Source organism: Stackebrandtia albiflava (assembly GCF_007994225.1).
GTDB classification, from domain to species: Bacteria; Actinomycetota; Actinomycetes; order Mycobacteriales; family Micromonosporaceae; genus Stackebrandtia; species Stackebrandtia albiflava.
The window spans coordinates 64,170-81,809 of sequence record NZ_VLLL01000005.1; the positions used below are offsets into that span (position 1 = coordinate 64,170).

Genomic DNA, 17,640 nt, shown 5'->3' on the forward strand with positions numbered 1-17,640 from the left:
AACCTCTGCCCACGGCAGAACCGCTTGGCGTGGCCTCGAACCGGCCGACATGTTTGGTGCATCCCCGCAGACCGGGGCACACCGAACCAGGAGATCCATAATGAACAGTACGGCCCCGCCGTCCGGCGGATACGACGACCAACTCGCCGCCCGGCTGCTACAGCAACGCATCATCGTGCTCGGCGCCGAGGTGGAGGACCAGATCGCCAACCGGCTCTGCGCCCAACTGCTCCTGCTGTCGGCGGAGGACCCCCGCAGCGACATCAGCCTCTACATCAACTCACCGGGCGGGTCGGTCAGCGCCGGACTGGCGATCTACGACACGATGCGGCTGATACCCAACGACGTCAGCACACTCGGCATGGGCCTCGCCGCGAGCATGGGACAGTTCCTGCTGTCGGCCGGTACACCCGGGAAACGGTTCGTCCTCCCGCACGCCCAGGTCCTCATGCACCAGGGTTCGGCCGGATTCGGCGGCTCGGCCGCCGACGTCGCGATCTACGCGCAACAACTGGAACGCACCAGTGCGGTCATGACGAGGCTGATCGCCGAACACACCGGGCAGACCGTCGAGACCATCGACCGCGACAGCCGCCGCGACCGGTGGTTCGACGCCGAGGAGGCCCGCGCGTACGGATTCGTCGACCACATCCTCGAACGGGTCGACGACGTCCGGCCCACCCTCACCCGGCAGACGGCGGGGTTGTGACATGGGGCAGTACACCATCCCGACGGTCGTGGAGAAGACACCGAACGGGGAACGCGCCTTCGACATCTACTCGCGCCTGCTGTCCGACCGGATCGTGTTCATCGGCACCGAGATCGACGACGGCGTCGCCAACGTGGTGATGGCCCAACTCATCCACCTCGAATCCGAGAACCCGGAACGCGAGATCGGCCTATACATCAACTCGCCCGGCGGCACGTTCAGCGCGCTCACCGCGATCTACGACACCATCCAGTTCATCAAGCCCGACGTGGCGACGATCTGCATGGGGCAGGCGTCCGCGACCGCCGCCGTCCTGTTGGCCGCCGGAGCCCCCGGCAAGCGCGCCGTCCTGCGGCACGCGAAGGTGCTGCTGCAACAGCCGTTCAGTCAGGCACGCGGCACCCTCCCCGACCTGGCAGTGCAGGCCCGCGAGGTCGCCAGGGTGCGCGACGAGATGGACCAGATCCTCAGCCGCCACACCGGCCAGTCACCGGAGAAGATCCGGCACGACACCGACCGGGACCGCACCTTCACCGCCGAGGAGGCCGTGTCGTACGGACTGGCCGACCGGGTACTGATCCACCGTTGAGGACGGCGGCGTTCCAGCGGGAACACGAGCGGCGCGGACTCCCCGTGCCGACCGTCCCCGCGCCGCGCGTCCTACCCTGGTGGCGTGGATCTGGACGAATATCAGGAGTTGGCCCTGCGCACCGCGTCGCCCCGGGAGAAGCCCAACGAGGTGTTCCACCTCCTGCTGGGGCTCGTCGGGGAGACCGGTGAGATCGCCGAGAAGGCCAAGAAGATCGTCCGCGACAGGGGAAGCGACTTCTCCGAGTGGGATCGGGAGGACCTGAAGAAGGAACTCGGCGACACGCTCTGGTACCTCGCGGTACTCGCCGACCACTTCGACCTGCCGCTCGGGGAGGTCGCCCGCGCCAACATCGCCAAACTCGCCGACCGGCAACGGCGCGACGTCCTGCAGGGAAGCGGCGACAACCGGTAGGTCCGGGCGGGCGGTGGCCGGGCTCGGCGGTGGTGCCTTGCCGCTGGATCGACTTCGGGGTGATCGGGTCTGGTTCGTGGGCCTCGTCCGTGGGCGTGGTCCGTGGGCCTGGTCGGCCGCCGTGCCGGCGGCGCCTGCGGGCTCGGGCCGTGGGCCTGTCGCCGGACTGACGGTGGGGTGGCCGGGTTCGGTCCGGTCGCCGGTTCTCCGGACGATTGCCGGTGGTCCGGTCGCCGGTTCCGCACACCCGCCACCGCCCGGCGCTGTTGTCCATAGTGGCTTATCCACAACGACGCAGTTCTCCACAGGCCGCCCCGTTTCCGCTGGACACGCCACGATTGGCGCACGATAGGCTCAAGCCAAGTGGGGCGGAGGCCGGTGGCCCTGCGAAAAGCGTGCGGGGGAGAGGGCGGCGCGGGTCGGTTGCGGTGCCGGGAGCGGCATGCTCCGTCTCAAGCCCTCAAGCCCTCAAGCCCTCAAGCCCTCAAGCCCTCAAGCCCTCAAGCCCTCAAGCCCTCAAGCCCTCAAGCCCTCAAGCCCTCAAGCCCTCAAGCCCTCTGCTCCTGCCCCGAGCCTCCAATACCCGGCCCAGCGGGCGCCGCCGACCACCGGTGCGCCCCGCTCACCGGGCCGCACCGGGCCACCGCTTCCGGGGCGGGCCGCCCGGTCGTGTGCCCGTCCCGGCGCTCGCGCTCCGGGTGTCAGGCGGCCAGGCAGAACACGTCGCCGGAGCCCCGGCGGGTCGCCGCCGACACCGAGGGTCGTGCCACCGCCGTGATCCTCGAGCGGTCCACCAGCAGCTCACGGCCGACCTCCGCCAGCAGGTCGGCGAGGTCGATCCCCAGCGCGTCGCAGATCGCGGCCAGCACCTCGGAGGAGACCTCCTTACGGCCACGTTCCACTTCAGACAGGTAAGGCATCGAGACCCGGGCGGCACCGGCCACGTCGGCCAGGGTCCGGCCCTGTAGCAGCCGGATCCTCCGCAGCACCTCACCCAGCGTGAGACGCAGCAGCGGACGGGCGCGCGGTGCGGGCGAGGTGGGGCGGGTACGCGGATCGGTCATGGGAACACCTCTCGGACGGCTCGGCGGGTGCCACCATCTTCGTCGGCCATGCCGCCGGTCGGTGCCGGTTTCGCGAGCAGCGTAAGAATTCGCCACGCTCACCGGGAATGCCGCGGATCACAGGCGTCGGCGCTGCCGCCGTGGCGGCCATCGCGACCGGGCATCGTAATCCACGCCGCGGCGCCGGACCCGCGACCACCGACACGCGGACGGGCGTGCGGTGCCCAGCGGGGGAGGATGCCATGAGACGGCGACACGGCGCGGCCGTGACCGGTGACCCGGTGCCCCGCAACCCGACCGGGGCACTCCGGACCCTGCTGGCGATCGTGCTCGCCGCCGCCGCCATGCTGGGGCCGCTCAACGTCGACATGTACCTTCCGGCGTTCCCCGAGATGACGGAGGACCTCTCCGGGACCGCCTCACAGACCCAGCTGAGCCTCACGTCATGCCTGATCGGGATGGCGATCGGACAGTTCGTCATCGGGCCGATCAGTGACGCCCGGGGACGGCGCGGGCCGTTGACCTGGTTCACGGCGCTTTTCGCGTTGTCCTCGTTGGCGTGCGCGGTGTCCCCGAGCATGGAACTGCTGATCACGGCGCGGTTCCTGCAGGGGTTCACGGCGGCGGCCGGAGTGGTGCTGTCCCGGGCGGTGGCGCGGGACGTGTTCGACGGCCGGGAACTCACCCGGTTCTTCGCACTGCTGATGGTGATCAACGCGGGCGCGCCGATGGTCGCGCCGGTGCTGGGCGGGGCGTTGCTGGCGCTGCCGTTCGGGGCGTGGCCGTTGATCTTCGTGTTTCTGGGACTCATCGGTGTCGGGCTGGTGCTGCTGGTCCGGTGGCGGCTGCCCGAGACACTGCCGCCGCAGCGGCGCATCCGGGGGTCGGCCCGCGTGGTCGCGGCGACGGCGGTCGAGGTGCTGACCGACCGCGCGTTCCTGGGATACGCGTTGACGGTGGGGGTGGTGCACGGCGGCAGCTTCGCGTACGTGGCCGGGACACCGTTCGTGTACCAGGAGATCTACGGGGTGTCGCCGCAGGTGTTCGGCGTCCTGTTCGGTGTCAACGGTCTGGCCATCATCGCGGGTAGCTGGGCGGTCGGTCGGCTGTCGGCGCGAGTCGCCGAACGGGTGCTGCTGCGGTACGCGGTGATCACGGCGGTGGCGGCGACGGCGGTGCTGTTGGTCGCGGCGGTCGTCAGGGCGCCGCTGGCGCTGGTGGTGACGGCGATCTTCGGTTACATGGTCGCGGTCGGGATGATCCTGACCGGCTCGTTCACACTGGCGATGGCGGAGCAGGCGCACCGCGCGGGCAGCGCCGGCGCCGTGCTCGGCGCGCTGCCGTTGATCATCGGGGCGATCGTGTCGCCGCTGGTGGGACTCGACGAGTCGAGCGCGCTGCCGATGGCGGCGGTCCTCTTCGGGTCCTCGGTGCTGGGCGGGGTGGCGTTCGCGGCGTTGACCGGGCCCCGGCGCCGCTGATCCGCGCGCCCGGGACCGGCCGTGATGAGGCGAAACGACGTGTTTCGGTGGTTTGGGGGGAAATGGGGGTTCCCAAACCGTGCGCGACACGTTACGATCCAATCACTGAAGGCGAGCCCGGAAGCGATCCGCGCAGGAAGACGGCTTCACGAGTAGCACCATTCGGCGCAGCGACAGCACAGTGGACAGATGAGCCGGCGGCGGCCGGTGGTCCGGCGTGCGCGCGTGCCGGCCCGGGGGAAATCGGACACATCGCGACGGGCTTCGCCGCCAGCGTCACACGCATGCCGTCCAACCAGTGGGGGTTATCGATGAGCGTGGTCTCGTTCCACATCAACGGCAAGCCGGTCAGCATCGACGACCCGGATCCGGCGCTGCTGCTGATCGACTTCCTCAGATCCGGCGACGTCGGCCTCACCGGCGCCAAGAAGGGTTGCGGTGAGGGCGGTTGCGGGTCGTGCACCGTGATCGTGTCGAGTTGGGACGGCACCCGTCCGGTCCACCGCGCGGTCAACTCCTGCCTGCGTCCGGTGTGCGCGCTCAACGGCCTGTCGGTCACCACGGTGGAGGGCGTGGGAGGTGGTCCGCCGCAGGTGGACGCCCCGCTCATGCACGCCCCCTCCGGCGGCCGGATCGTCGCACCCGCCGACAGTCCACTGCCCGACCCGTTGGCGGAGGCGGTACAGGCGGGCCAGTCCGACTACACCGCCGCCGTCTCGCAGACCTTCGGGGACATCGAGGAGGCCGCCGGGGACGACACCGCCGGAGCCGCCGACGAGTCGGTGAGCCGGGTCGCGTGGCGACTGGCCGCCAACAACGGCACGCAGTGCGGCTTCTGCAGTCCCGGGTTCGTCATGAACATGACGGAGTTCCTCACCAACCACGACAAGGCGACCAAGGCCGAGGTCGAGGCGGCCTGCGATGGGAACCTGTGCCGCTGCACCGGATACCGTCCGATCCTCACCGCGATGAAGACCATGGCGTCGGACTGGAACACCGCCGACGAGAAGGCCCGCATGACGTGCCTGCCGTCGCCCGAGATGGCGGGCCGGACGCCGGCGGATTCGGTCACCGTGCCGTTCCCGGCGGCGGCGAAGTCCCCGCGGCGGCCGGTGGAGGTCACCGGCGGCGCCCGGCAGTGGCGTTGCCCCACCGACCTGGCCGCGCTGGGGCGGCTCGTCGCCGAGTGCCGCAAGGCGAAACGACGGTTCCGGCTGGTCATGGGCAACACCTCCTTCGGCGTGTACCGCGCCGAATACGCCGACGTCACCGTGTTCATCGACCTGTCGGGCATCGACGAACTGGCCCCCTCTGTCACGGTCACGCCGCAGCGCTGCACCGCCACCGCCGGCACCGGTTACGCCGACCTCATCGAGGCGTTGCGGCCCGCCGTCACCGAGACGGCCCCCCGCACCTTCGCATATCCGGGTAGCCCGTCGGGTCTCGCCGCCATCGCCTACATGGCCCGGCGCACCGGGGGCCGCATCGTCCGCAACGCCGCCAGCCTGGGCGGCAACACGATGATGGTGCTGAGTCACCTGGCCGACTCGGCCGGGGAGGCGTTCCCCTCCGACCTGTTCACGGTCCTCGTCGCCATCGGCGCCGACATCGACTACGCCGAGATCGCCGACGACGGGACCGTCACCAGGGCCACCCGCAAGGCCGCCGACCTGGTGTCGCTGGTGCGTCACGATCCCGCCCTGGCCGAGCGGATGGTGATAGTGCGCTACGACATGCCGGCGGGCGCGGCCGACACCGTGGTACTCGCCCAGAAGGTCGCGTTGCGGGAGGTGAACGCCCACACCCTGGTCAACGCGACCACGGTGCTGCGCGGTGTGTCGGGTTCACCGGCGGCCGTGGCGTCCGCGTCGCTGGTGTTCGGCGGGGTGGCGCCGTGGCCGTGGCGGGCCGCCGAGACGGAGAAGGTGCTGCACAACACGCAGCTCTCCGTCGAATCGGCCGGCCGGGCGTGCCGGACGCTCCACAAGGAACTGACGACGGAGCTCGCCAGGTGGGCGGGCCGTCGCGCCGGGGAGCCGTCCGAGGGCGTCACCGACGAGTACCGCGCCGAGCTCGGCGTCGCCATGCTGTACAAGGCGCTGCTGAACGCGTTGGGACGCAAGGGTGTCACCCTGCCCGGGACGTTGAGGTCGGCGGGCATCGAGCACTGGGGGGCGTGGCCGGTCAGCGACGGACGACAGCGATTCACGCCGGAGCCGTACAAGGAGCCCGTCGCGGCGCCCTACGTGAAGGCCACCGCGCTCTCCCAGACCACCGGCGCGATCCACTACACCCACGACCTGGCGCCGCCGCCGCGCACCGTGCACCTCGCGGTGGTGACGTCGCGGCGGGCCCTGGCGAACTTCGACTTCCGGGTCGACGGCGCGGCGGTGACGCCGCGAAACCTGCGGGAACACCTCCGCAAGACGTTCCCCGGCTTCCACGGCCTGCTCACCAGCGCCGACCTCCCCGACGGCGGCGTCAACCACCAGGGTATGGCGATGGACCAGCCGGTGCTGGCGGCCGGTTCGGTGCACTACGTCGGGCAGGTCGTCGCGCTGGTGGCGGCCGAGACCGAGGTGCAGGCGCAACGCATCGCCGACCACGTCGGCGCGCACTGCGTCGGCTACCGGCCCATCGACTGGCCGGGCCAGTGGGCGCAGCCGGTGCTGGGCCTCACCGACGCCATCGCCCGGGGCAGCGTCTTCCCCGACGGCCCCGAACACGCCGGATTCATGTGGCACATCTGGAAGGTCACCCGGCCCGGCAGCCGACTGGACTGGGTGTCCCACACCCCCACCGGCACCCCGGCGACCCGGGATGCCAAAGTGGACGGCTACGACTGCCTCGTCATCCACAGTGATCAGGATACCGGCGGACAGGCGCACTTCTACCTGGAGACGCAGGCGTGCCTGGCGATGCCGGCCGACGAGGGACGGATCGTCGTCCACGCGGCCACCCAGAGCCCCATGGTCGCGCAGCAGGCCGTCGCGATGACCCTCGGGTTGCCGTACCACAAGGTGCAGGTCCACATCCCGCCGTTGGGCGGCGGATTCGGCGGCAAGAGCGAACCGAGCCGGTCGGTGATCGCGGCGGCGGCCCTCGCGGCGTACGTGTTCCGCCGCCCGGCGCGGCTGGTCCTGCCCCGCGACGTCGACACCGCCGTCATCGGCAAACGGCACGCCTACCGGGGAGAGTGCCAGGTGGCCGTCGACACCGGTGCCGCGAACGCCGGGGACCGGGGCCTCATCCGCGGTTTCCGGTCCCGGATGTGGGGCGACGGTGGCGCCTTCTACGACTGTTCGTTCATCGTCGCCAACTGCATCCAGACCCGCACCGACAACGCCTACCGGGTGGCCGAGTTCGAGTCCGAGGTGGACGTGTGCCGCACCAACACCGCGCCCAACACGGCGATGCGCGCCTTCGGCGACGTCCAGGCCAAGAACATCATCGAGTCGGCGATCGAGGACGCCGCCGTCGCGCTGAAGATGCCGCCCGACGAGTTGCGCGCCAAGAACCTGTACCGGCGTGGCGACGTCACGCCGTTCGGTCAGGCGTTGCCCACCTGCTACATCCGGCAGGTGTGGGACCTGCTCGCCGAGACCTGCGGCCTCGCCACCTTGAAGAAGGAGGTCGCGGAGTTCAACAAGGCCCACCGGTGGCGGAAACGCGGCCTGTCGATGATCCCGATCAAGTACGGCTCCGGGTACAACCTCGCGCAGCTGGAGCAGGCGTCGGCCACCGTGGTGATCAACCGCGCCGACGGCAGCGTCGTCATCCACCACGGCGGCGTCGAGATGGGACAGGGCCTCGCCACCCAGGTGTTGCAGGTCGCCTCGTACGTCCTCAACGTGCCGATGGCGCTCATCCACGTGGAGCAGCCACAGTCGACGGTCACGCCGAACGCGACGAGCAGCGGCGCCTCCACCGGCACCCCGTACAGCTGCGAGGCCGTCAACAACACCTGCGAGCGGGTACGTTCCCGGCTCGCCGACTTCGGCCAACGCCTGCTGCGGGAACTGGGCGACGCCCGGTGCCGCGCCCTGGGCGTCGACTACTGGAACCACGGTACGAAGGGCTGGTCGGCGCAGGTCGAGGTCAACGGCGTGAAGTCGCTCATCTGGCAGAACCTCGTCCGGCAGGCGTACGCGCACCGGATCCCGCTGACCGAGGCGTTCCACACCGCCGTCCACGGGGGTGAGACGCCGTTGCCCGCGTTGACGTACAAGCCGGCCGACCGGCAGCCGCACCTGCACGGCGTCACGCGGGCACCCGGCGCGGCCCCCTCCGAGTTCGACCAGTTCGTGGGCTTCACCTACTCGGCCGCGTGCGCGGTCGCCGAAGTGGACGTACTCACCGGCGAGGTCAAGATCATCAGCGCGGACGTCATGTACGACATGGGCCGCAGCATGAACCCCGCCATCGACGTCGGACAGGTCGAGGGCGCGTTCATGCAGGGCGTCGGCTACCTCCTGAGCGAACGACTGGTCCACCGCACCACCGGCGACGAGAAGGGCCGCCTGGAGACCGTCAACACCTGGCGTTACAAGATCCCCGCCCAGACCGGTGTGCCACTGCGGTTCGACGTCCACCTGTTCCCCAGGGACCATCCCTCGGTGGCGGCCATACCCGAGGACTCCCAGGGGATCTTCTCCGCCAAGGAGGTGGGTGAACCGCCGCTGGTGCTCGCCAACTCGGTGTTCTTCGCCGTCAAGGCGGCCATCCGGGCGTCACGCGCCGAACGGGGCCTGCCGGAGCTGTTCCGGCTCGACGCCCCCGCGACCGTGCAGGAGGTGCGCCGCGCCTGTGCCGTGCGGCCCGAGGAGCTCTGAACCGCAACCGAACCAGAAGGGGGACCGATCGATGCGAGAACTCGCAGTGGATCTGTTGGCGTGGGCCGAGACCGGACGACCGTTCGCGGTCGCCAGCCTCATCGAGGGCCGGGGCAGCACGCCCCGGCGCATCGGAGCCGCCATGGCGGTGGACGACGAGGGCAGGGTCCTCGGCAACCTGTCGGGCGGCTGCGTGGACGCCGCCGTCTACGAGCTGGCGCGCACCGCGATCGCCGAGGGGGTGTCGGTGATCGAGACGTTCAGCGCCACCTCCGACGAGTCGCTCGCGCCCGGAATCCCCTGCGGCGGCACGGTCAGGGTTCTGGTGCAGCCGATGCCGCCCGGTGGTGACGCCGGGCTCGTGGCGGCGCTGCGGGCGGTCGCGGACGACCGGTGCCCCAAGCCGGTGGCGTTGGCGCGCCGCATCGACGTACCGCGACCGGCGGGCGGCGGCCTCGCCGTGTTCACCGACGACGTGCACGGCACCGTGGGAGACCCGGAGCTCGACGCCCGGCTGATCACCGTCGCGCGCGGGATGCTGGCCGACCGCCGCACCGGTATCGTGACTCCGCCGGACGGGCCTCCGGTGTTCGTGGAGGTGTGGAGTTCCCCGCCGGCCCTGGTGATCGTGGGCGCCAACGAACCGGCCGACGCGCTCGCCCGCATCGCCGGCCAACTCGGCTACCAGACGACGGTGTGCGATCCGCGGCCGCAGTTCGCCACCCGTCGCAGGCTTCCGCACGTCGACGTGATCGCGGTGGAATGGCCGCACCGGTACCTGGCGACCGCCGCGCTCGACGACCGTTCGGCGGTGTGCGTCCTGACCCACGACCCGCGGATCGACGTGCCCGCGCTGACGGTGGCGTTGCGGCAACCGGTCGGCTACGTCGGCGCGATGGGGTCGCGGCGCACCCGAGACATGCGAACCGGGAGGTTGCGTGACGCCGGTGTCCCGGCCGGACAGTTGTCGCGGTTGCGGTCGCCCATCGGACTGGACCTGGGCGGGCACACACCCGAGGAGATGGCGGTGTCCATCGCGGCCGAGCTCGTCGCGGTGCGGCACGCCGGTTCGGGGCTTCCGCTGTCGGAGACCGGCGGACCGGTCCACGAACGGCCCGCCCCGGAGTCGGAGCCGCCGGTGCCGATCCCGACACAACCGGGCAACACCGAAGGTGACGGGACGGTGTCGCATCGTGCTATCTATTCCATGACCACTGTCGAGGACGTGGCCGGCCGCACCACCGCGAACGCCGTTCCGGACGGCCGAGACTTCACACGGGGGAATACGTGACTCGAATCAGGACGGGTGCGCGCGCCGCACTGACGACGCTGGCCGTGTTGGCGGCCACTTCGATGGCGTGGGCCGCGCCTGCGGCGGGCTCCGTCGCCACACCACCGCACACCGCGGCGGTCGTGGAGGCCGAGGCCCGCGAGACCGACGCCCGCACCGTCGAGGAGCGGTACGGCATACCGGTCGAGAACCAACGCAAGTTCCAGGCCTATGTGGACCGCAGCGGCTACGTGCTGGACATCCGGCCCACGAACCCGGAGTCGGTCCGCTGGCTGCGGCAGGGCGGGCTCCCCAAGCCGCAGTTCCTCAAGTCCAAGACCATCAATTCGGTGGACGTGCGGCTGGGCGCCGAACGCGGCATGGAGGGCACCGTCGGCTACTTCCTGCCGACGCTGCCACCCCGGGACTCGGTCCCCGAGGGCGAGTGGGAGAAGGTCCAGGCGCGGTACATGCAGCGGTGGGACGAGTACCACGAGCTGGAGTCGAAGATGCGGCACCTGGAGGAGGACGGTGTCGTGAAGGTGGCCGGGGGAGTCGTGTACGGCTACGACGACAAGGGCGACCTGAAGCCCTACACCGGTGACCACGACCTGTTCCACGTCCGGGACCGCTCGGGGGCGCCGCTTCCCGAAGCCGAGTACGACAAGGCGATCAACGAGATGATCGCCCTCGACATGGGCGTCATGCACGGCGCCCACATGTACTGGCACCCGACCACGGAGTTCGAACGGAGGATCTACCAGAAGATCGTCGACCAACACCAACCCGGCGGTGAACCACTGGTGAGGTTCGCGCCGCACTCCGCCATGTACCTGGTGGACGCGCAGACACCCGTGTCGGCCTAGGCTCCCGGACATGGAAAGGCGGGCCGACGACTCCGGCCGGCGTGGTGACGCGCGGGCGGCGGTACTGGCGGCGGGGGCGCGGGCGGCGGCCGCCGGCACCGGGATCGACCCGGTGACCGGCGAGGCCCTCGGCCGGATACACGACGAGTACCGTGCCCTGCTGCCGGAACCACCCGTGGCACGACATCCCGGTACCGGGGAGGTGGTCACCTGGCCGATCGACACGGCGGGCCTGGACGGCTGGTTCTGGGACCACCACAACCCGGTGCGGCGGCCACCCCGTGCCGTCCCGGAGGACTGGCTGATCCTGACCGGCGCGGTCGCGGTGTCGTCCCCGGTGCCGCACGCGGAGTTCGTGTGCCGGCCGGGGCCACCGCGGCCGTACGTGGTGCCGCGCCTGTTGCGGTGCCCCGGGGTGACTGCCGTCGTGTGCCCGTTGCGGATCGGCGGTGATCCGGCCTGGGCGATCTGCTATTTCGGGACGGTGCCGCCGGAGGTCCCGTTGGCGAACCAGTGGGGCGCGCCGTACTACCCGGTCTACCGGGCCGGTGGCTACGCGGGCCGGGCACAGGCCCGGTTCTGGAGTCCCGACAACGACTACCGGGTGGAGGAGTGGATCGCCCGGGGCTCGGTCCGGTGGATCGCCCCGGACGACCCGCTCATGCGGTTGCGGGACGACCCGGCCGGATACCCGTGGGGCGACCTGACAGGCAGCACCGAGAGCGCCGTCGTCTCCGACGGGCGGCTGGCGTATCCGCCCGCGCCGCCGCCGGAGGCCGCCGGCCTGCACGTCGGTTGAGGGTGCTTCGTCCGGGGCATCCTCAACCGGTGGTCGTCGCCAGTCGCCGGTAGTGGCGGTTCCGCGCGCTCAACAGGACGGTCGCCAACGCGACCGCGAGGACCGAGCCGAGCAACACCCCCGCCTTGGCGTGTTCCAGCATCCGGTCGTCCCCGGCGTACGACAGTTCACTGATCAGCAGCGACACGGTGAAACCGATACCGGCGAGCTGTGACATGCCGACGATGTCCCACCACGACAGCGACGGGTCGATGTGCCCGGTGGTGAGTTTGGTGGTGAGCCACGCGCCTCCGGCGATGCCGACGAGTTTCCCGAGTACCAGTCCGGCCATGACGCCCACGGCGATGGTGTCGGTGACGGTCGAGGCGAAGCCCTCGAACACCACGCCCGCCGACAGCAGTGCGAATATCGGCAGGGCCAGTCCCATGGTCCACGGCCGCAGCAGGTTCTCCATCCGGTGGCTGGGGTCGACGGTCTCGCCGCGGCGGCGGCTGGTTCGCATGAGGAGGCCCATCGCGACTCCGGCGATGGTGGCGTGGATGCCGCTCTCGTGGACCAGGACCCAGATGACCACCGCCATCGGGGCGAACACGCACCAGCGCGCGGCGCGCCGCCCGTCGAGGAACCGGGCGTGTTGCAGGTAGCCGAACACCGCGAGCAGTACCAGCGCCGCCAGCAGCGGGGTCACCGCGATGCTCGCGGTGTAGAAGACGGCGATGACCACGATGGCCACCAGGTCGTCCACCACGGCCAATGTGAGCAGGAAGGTGCGCAGTGCCGGGGGCAGGTGCTTGCCGACCAGTGCCAGCACGGCCACGGCGAAGGCGACGTCGGTCGCCATCGGGATGCCCCAACCGGACATGGCCTCGGGACGGCCGAGGTTGACGAGGGCGAAGATGGCCGCCGGGACGGCGGCGCCGCACACGGCCGCGATCACCGGGACCATGGCGCGGCGCGGGTCGCGGAGTTCACCGTAGATGAACTCCTGTTTGAGTTCGTTACCGACTATGTAGAAGAACAGGGCCAGCAGTCCGTCGGCGGCCCAGGTCTCCAGGGAGAGGTTCAGGTGGAGGGATTCGGGGCCGATCGTGAAGGTGCGGACCGACTCGTAGGCGGAGGCCCACGGTGAGTTGGCCCAGGCGAGGGCGACGACCGCGGCCGCGATGAGAAGCAGCCCGCCCACGGTGTCACGTCGGAGTGCGTCGGCGAACCGGTGCAGCGCGTTCACGTCGAACCTCCGGCGGAGGCGAGGGCGGTGACGTGGTGGTGTCGGTGTTCGGGGTGTGTGTCCGTCGCGGGCGTTGTCACGGGCATGGCCGACCACCTCTTCGTCAGTTGTTCACGACATCACGTACTCGCCGACCAGGCTTCCCGGCACACCGGTGACGAGCATACCGGCCGGAACGGCCGGTGGAGATCACGCTGATGCCGGGGTGTGATCGCTCACCGTCATGGCCTTCCGGATCGCGCGGTCGCGCACCGCGGACTCGGGGTGAGGACGGGCGGGTTCGGACACAGTGGCCGTTGACAGGGGAGGGCGGCGCGCATACCGTTCAGCAAACGCTTGCCTTCGTTCGGGCGCACCGCGCCCGAACCGCCCTTCCAGTGACCCTGCCCGTCCCCAGTGATGCGGAGCGCCATGAAACCCCTCTACCGCAGGCTCGCCGTCGTCGTCGCCACCGTGGCGACGCTCGCGGCGGCCGCCTCCCCGGCTCACGCCGGGCCCGCCACCGACTCCCTCGACCTCGACTTCTCAAGCCCCGAACTCGTCTCACCGGGTGTCCAATACCGATCGTTCACCGGAGACACCGAGGCCGGTCCCATCACCGGGCACCTGCTTCGGGTGGACCTGTGGCACCCGCTCGTCGACGTCGGCCTCCTGTACCCCGGGGAGGTCGCCGCGACCCGGACCGTGTCCACCATGGCCGACCAGGCCGGTGCCGTCGCGGCGGTCAACGGGGACTTCTTCAACATCGGCCAGACCGGTGCCCCGGTGGGGCCGGCGATCGCGGACGGCGAGGCGTTGAAGGGCGCCGTCCCCGACCGGCAGCGCCACGGCCCCGACATGCCGCCCGGCTACGGGAACGAGGACGGGCTCGGCATCACGACCGACGGCCGTGCCGTCCTGACCGACCTGCGGGTGGACGGCAAGGTGATCACCGAGGAAGGCGGCTTCGCACTCGACGCGCTCAACCAGTACGCCATCACCGTCGGCGGTGTCGGCGTGTTCGACTCGAACTGGGGCAGCGCGACCCGGCTGCGCGCCACCTGCGGCACCGACGACAACCGCAACGCGCCGTGCAGCGACCGGACGTTGGAGGTCACCGTCACCGACGGTGTGGTCACCGACGTGACCGAGACGCCCGGATCGGGGCCGATCCCGGAGGACACCGTCGTCCTGGTCGCCCGTGACGCCGGAGTCGACGAACTCGCCGGCCTCGCCGAAGGCGACCCGGTCACCGTCGAATACGGCCTCGCCGAGGAGCACGGCCACCGGCTCGACACCGCCCTCGGCGGCTTCCCGATCGTCGCCGACGGCCGCGTGCTGACCGGTGTGGACGAGGTCGCGATGGCACCCCGCACCTCGGTCGGCGCCGGATGGGGCGGGCGCGTCCTGTACCTGGTGGCGATCGACGGTCGGGGTGCGAGCGTGGGTGCGAGCCTCGCCACCACCGCCGACATCATGCTCGCCGTGGGCGCCCGGATCGCCGTGAACATGGACGGCGGCGGTTCCACCACACTGGTCGCCCGCGAGTGGGGCGAGGACGAGGTGTCGGTCCGCAACACCGTGTCGGGCGGTTCTGAGCGATCCGTCCCGAACGGCCTGGGGATCTTCGGTCCCGCCTGGTGACCGCCGCGCCGGGGTGGGTACGCCCACCCCGGCGCCGGGTAGGTGCCTCCGGAGTGGAGGTTCCGCCTCCGGGCTTGCCGAACCCGTCGCGACGGCGCAGGATCGACCGGTGGACTACGTACTTCGCCGCGCGACGGACGACGACGCCGACTTCCTCACCGGGATGCTCGTGGAGGCCGCCGACTGGCGACACCCGCCAGACACGCCCGGCCGCGCCGAACGCGCCCTAGCGGACGAACGGGTGCGGCGCTACGTCTCGGACTGGCGGCGACCGGGAGACCTCGGGGTGATCGCGGTCGACGCGGCCGGCACTCCGATCGGCGCGGCGTGGAGCCGGTTGTTCACCGCCGGGGTCGCCGCGTTCGGCTTCGTGGCCGCCGACGTGCCCGAGCTGGCGATCGGCGTGCGCGCCGACCGGCGGGGCCTCGGTGTCGGCCGCGCGTTGCTGGCGGCGCTGCTCGACACGGCCACGGCGGCCGGGTTCCGTCGCATCTCGTTGAGCGTCGACCACGACAACCCCGCCGCCGCGCTATACCGGGCCACCGGGTTCACGGTCGTGGAGTCACGGGCGACCGCGGCGACCATGGTCAGGGCCCTGACCCCTTGACGTCCACACGACGAACCGCCGCCGGCGACACCCACTGTCACCGGCGGCGGTTCGTGTCGAGAGAGGTCAGGGCCGTCCGGCAGGGACCTTCGGCTCGGCGGCGCGGGCCTCGGCGTGCTGGGCCTCGATCCCGCTCTCGGTGCGCAACTGCACCTCCTTGATGAACAGGATCACCACGAACGAGACCGCTGCCAGGGCCGCCGCGATCAGGAAGATCGTGGCCGTCCCGTCGCCGTAGGCGGCGCGCACCACGTCCGAGACCACGGGCGGCAGCTCGTCGAGATTGCCGATGCCGGCACCCTCGTCGCCACCCGCCGGAAGCGAGATGCCCAGCTTGGCGAGGCCGCCACGGGTCAGGTCGGCGACCTCGGTCGCCAGGACCGCGCCCAGGACCGACACGCCCACGGTGCCGCCGAGGGAACGGAAGAACGCGACCGTGGAGCTGGCGCTGCCCAGGTCGGAGGGCGAGACCGAGTTCTGGACGGCGAGCACCAGGTTCTGCATCAACATGCCGGTGCCCAGTCCCAGGATGAACAGGTACACCCCGACCAGGACCATGTCGGTGTGGCTGTCGATCGTGCCGAGCAGGCCGAAGCCCGCCATCATCATGGCGCTGCCGACGAGCAGGAAGATCTTCCAGCGCCCGAACCGGGTGATGAGGGAACCCGAGCCGGAGGCGGCGACCATCGAACCGACGACCATCGGCAGGGTGAGCAGTCCCGCCTCGGTGGGGGAGTAGCCCCTGGCGATCTGGAAGTACTGGCCGAGGAACACCGCGCCACCGAACATGGCGGTGCCGACGGCGATGCTGGCCAGGGTCGCCAACACGGTGGTGCGGTCGCGGAACAGCCGCAACGGGATGATGGGTTCCTTGGCGCGCGCCTCGGCGACCACCGCCAGGGCCAGCAGGACCACGCCCAGCGCGACCAGGCCCAGTGACGTCGTCGAGCCCCACGCGAACTGGTTGCCCGCCATGGTGACCCAGATCAGCAGGGTGCAGACGCCGCCGGCGATCAGTCCGGCGCCCAGGTAGTCGATGCTCACCGGGCGCTTCACCACCGGCAGGTCGAGGGTGCGTTGCACGACGAACAGCGCGATCACGGCGAGCGGCACACCGGCGAAGAAGCACCAGCGCCAGCCCAGCCAGCTCGTGTCGACGATGACGCCGCCCAGCAGTGGCCCGGCGACCGTCGCGACCGACATGACGGCGGCCACCGGGCCCATGTAGCGGCCGCGTTCCCGGGGGCTGACCATGGCGGCGATGACGATGACGACCAGTGCCTGGAGTCCGCCCAGGCCGAGGCCCTGGACCGCCCGCCACACGATCAGCGTCTCGGTGGTCTCGGAGAAGCCGGCGGCGACCGATCCGAGCGTGAACACCGTGATGGCGATCTGGACGAGCAGTTTCTTACTGAACAGGTCGGCGAGTTTCCCCCAGATGGGGGTCGAGGCGGTGGAGGCGAGCAGGGTCGCGGTGACCACCCAGGTGTACTGGCTCTGCGATCCGCCGAGCTTGGTGATGATGGTCGGCAGCGCGATCGACACGATCGTCGACGACAGGAACGCCGTCATCATGGCCAGCAGCATCCCGACCAGGGCGCGGATGATCTGCCGGTGCTCCATGCGGCCCGACTCCTCGGCCGAGGGCACGGGTCCGTTCAACGGATTCCCGTCCGCCGCCGGTTTGCTGATGGTTGACACAGATGTACTCCCGGAACGTTTCGCAGTCTCGGCTGTCGCGACGAACTCCCGGTCGTGTCGGCGTCCCGCGGCCGGCGGTTCCCCCGCACGGCACTCATGACCGGTGAATGACAGCACCGAACACCCACCACAAATGGTTGAGGGTTGCAACTATATCCGCGAGGCGGGTACCCGGCAACGACGAAGCCGCCCGCGATCCGTGACCCGGCTCCCCGCCGGAGCCGCGCGCGACGGCTCCGCCGCAGGTCGGCGCGGGTGCGGAACCCGCCGTGGGATCGGCCGATGTCCTTGGTCACAAGGTCCGTAACGACTTCCGCGGGCGTGAGCCGTTACACGGCCGCCCCGCCCGGTGGTGTTCCGGCACACGATCGGGGACGCTCCGTCGGCCGGATCGGCGCGGAACCCTCCGCCACGGCCCGGCCGGGAGGTGAACACGGCGGTCGTGGTGACCGACGTC

The 17,640-nt window shown here is 70.7% G+C and carries 13 protein-coding genes; 10 read left to right on the forward strand and 3 right to left on the reverse strand.

Annotated elements, in window-relative coordinates:
- The first annotated feature begins 100 nt into the window (after positions 1-100).
- The 3 genes from LX16_RS01190 to LX16_RS01200 all read left to right on the forward strand — a co-directional run bounded on the left by LX16_RS01190 (position 101) and on the right by LX16_RS01200 (position 1,712).
- Entirely contained in the window at positions 101-709 is a 609-nt protein-coding gene (locus tag LX16_RS01190; protein ID WP_170283837.1) for a ClpP family protease, read from the forward strand.
- A 1-nt stretch (position 710) separates the two neighbouring features.
- On the forward strand, positions 711-1,298 hold the full coding sequence (locus LX16_RS01195; RefSeq protein WP_147131778.1) for a ClpP family protease: 588 nt from the start codon (positions 711-713) through the stop codon (positions 1,296-1,298).
- An 84-nt stretch (positions 1,299-1,382) separates the two neighbouring features.
- A complete protein-coding gene (locus tag LX16_RS01200) occupies positions 1,383-1,712 on the forward strand; it encodes a nucleoside triphosphate pyrophosphohydrolase family protein (protein WP_147131781.1) in 330 nt (109 codons plus the stop codon).
- 701 nt (positions 1,713-2,413) lie between these two features.
- Here the strand turns inward: LX16_RS01200 and LX16_RS01205 are convergent.
- Positions 2,414-2,776, reverse strand: a complete 363-nt coding sequence (locus tag LX16_RS01205) for a helix-turn-helix domain-containing protein (protein ID WP_147131784.1) — start codon at positions 2,774-2,776, stop codon at positions 2,414-2,416.
- Between the two features lie 281 nt (positions 2,777-3,057).
- Between LX16_RS01205 and LX16_RS01210 the strand changes: the two genes are divergently transcribed.
- The 5 genes from LX16_RS01210 to LX16_RS01230 all read left to right on the forward strand — a co-directional run bounded on the left by LX16_RS01210 (position 3,058) and on the right by LX16_RS01230 (position 12,024).
- A complete protein-coding gene (locus tag LX16_RS01210) occupies positions 3,058-4,257 on the forward strand; it encodes a Bcr/CflA family efflux MFS transporter (protein WP_147136808.1) in 1,200 nt (399 codons plus the stop codon).
- A gap of 284 nt (positions 4,258-4,541) precedes the next feature.
- The gene (locus LX16_RS01215; protein ID WP_147131787.1) at positions 4,542-9,089 is read left to right on the forward strand and encodes a molybdopterin cofactor-binding domain-containing protein; all 4,548 of its coding nucleotides are present in this window, start codon (positions 4,542-4,544) and stop codon (positions 9,087-9,089) included.
- Positions 9,090-9,120: 31 nt separating this feature from the next.
- On the forward strand, positions 9,121-10,380 hold the full coding sequence (locus LX16_RS01220; protein ID WP_147131790.1) for an XdhC family protein: 1,260 nt from the start codon (positions 9,121-9,123) through the stop codon (positions 10,378-10,380).
- On the forward strand, positions 10,377-11,225 hold the full coding sequence (locus tag LX16_RS01225; RefSeq protein WP_147131793.1) for a hypothetical protein: 849 nt from the start codon (positions 10,377-10,379) through the stop codon (positions 11,223-11,225). Before LX16_RS01220 ends, LX16_RS01225 begins: the two co-directional genes overlap by 4 nt.
- Positions 11,226-11,235: 10 nt before the next feature.
- Positions 11,236-12,024 (forward strand): hypothetical protein, encoded by a 789-nt coding sequence (locus LX16_RS01230; RefSeq protein ID WP_147131796.1) that lies wholly within the window; start codon positions 11,236-11,238, stop codon positions 12,022-12,024.
- 22 nt (positions 12,025-12,046) lie between these two features.
- Here LX16_RS01230 and nhaA read toward each other — a convergent pair whose 3' ends face one another.
- Complete coding sequence (gene nhaA, locus LX16_RS01235; protein ID WP_211354221.1) at positions 12,047-13,252, reverse strand: Na+/H+ antiporter NhaA; 1,206 nt, start codon at positions 13,250-13,252, stop codon at positions 12,047-12,049.
- Positions 13,253-13,663: 411 nt separating this feature from the next.
- Here nhaA and LX16_RS01240 point away from each other — a divergent pair, with 411 nt between their 5' ends.
- Positions 13,664-14,875, forward strand: coding sequence for a phosphodiester glycosidase family protein (locus LX16_RS01240; RefSeq protein WP_147131802.1), 1,212 nt, complete (start codon positions 13,664-13,666; stop codon positions 14,873-14,875).
- Between the two features lie 109 nt (positions 14,876-14,984).
- A complete protein-coding gene (locus LX16_RS01245) occupies positions 14,985-15,482 on the forward strand; it encodes a GNAT family N-acetyltransferase (RefSeq protein ID WP_211354222.1) in 498 nt (165 codons plus the stop codon).
- A 66-nt stretch (positions 15,483-15,548) separates the two neighbouring features.
- On the opposite strand, the gene LX16_RS01250 is transcribed toward LX16_RS01245, so the two are convergent.
- Positions 15,549-17,105, reverse strand: coding sequence for an MFS transporter (locus LX16_RS01250; protein WP_147136815.1), 1,557 nt, complete (start codon positions 17,103-17,105; stop codon positions 15,549-15,551).
- Positions 17,106-17,640: the final 535 nt, after the last annotated feature.

Excerpts from the sequence above, each read along its gene's own strand:
- LX16_RS01220 (WP_147131790.1), top strand. The coding sequence starts at position 9,121 with ATGCGAGAACTCGCAGTGGATCTGTTGGCGTGGGCCGAGACCGGACGA.
- LX16_RS01240 (WP_147131802.1), top strand. The coding sequence starts at position 13,664 with ATGAAACCCCTCTACCGCAGGCTCGCCGTCGTCGTCGCCACCGTGGCG.
- LX16_RS01250 (WP_147136815.1), bottom strand. The coding sequence starts at position 17,105 with ATGGAGCACCGGCAGATCATCCGCGCCCTGGTCGGGATGCTGCTGGCC.
- LX16_RS01190 (WP_170283837.1), top strand. The coding sequence starts at position 101 with ATGAACAGTACGGCCCCGCCGTCCGGCGGATACGACGACCAACTCGCC.
- LX16_RS01195 (WP_147131778.1), top strand. The coding sequence starts at position 711 with ATGGGGCAGTACACCATCCCGACGGTCGTGGAGAAGACACCGAACGGG.
- LX16_RS01230 (WP_147131796.1), top strand. The coding sequence starts at position 11,236 with ATGGAAAGGCGGGCCGACGACTCCGGCCGGCGTGGTGACGCGCGGGCG.
- LX16_RS01205 (WP_147131784.1), bottom strand. The coding sequence starts at position 2,776 with ATGACCGATCCGCGTACCCGCCCCACCTCGCCCGCACCGCGCGCCCGT.
- LX16_RS01215 (WP_147131787.1), top strand. The coding sequence starts at position 4,542 with ATGCCGTCCAACCAGTGGGGGTTATCGATGAGCGTGGTCTCGTTCCAC.